We start from the raw sequence: 272 nt of genomic DNA, 5'->3' as shown, positions 1-272 counted from the left end.
CGGCATGGTGATCGGCGGCATGATCGCGCTGAGCACGGTGAATGCATCGCGCGAGCCGGGACCTCTGGCGGTGGCGCTGGTTGAGCGGGCAAGCCTCCTCAGCGGCGCGTTCCGCAACATCGTTTTCTCGCAGATACGCATTTCGGCGCTGAACACGTTTCTGACGGCGATCTATCTCGTCGTCATCCTGCCGATCCTTGGGGTGCACCTGCCGCTGGTCAAGACCATGATCGTGGTGACCTTTGTCGCCGGTCTGCTGCCTGTCATCGGCA

The 272-nt window shown here is 62.5% G+C and carries 1 protein-coding gene; it reads left to right on the top strand.

Annotated elements, in window-relative coordinates; translation table 11 throughout:
- Positions 1-272, top strand: a 272-nt coding sequence (locus AC0MA3_RS26525; protein ID WP_474658351.1) for a hypothetical protein, incomplete at both ends; no start/stop codon positions are given.

The organism is Paenibacillus sp. LS-5, from assembly GCF_056121505.1.
This window is presented reverse-complemented; position numbering and strand designations above follow the sequence as displayed.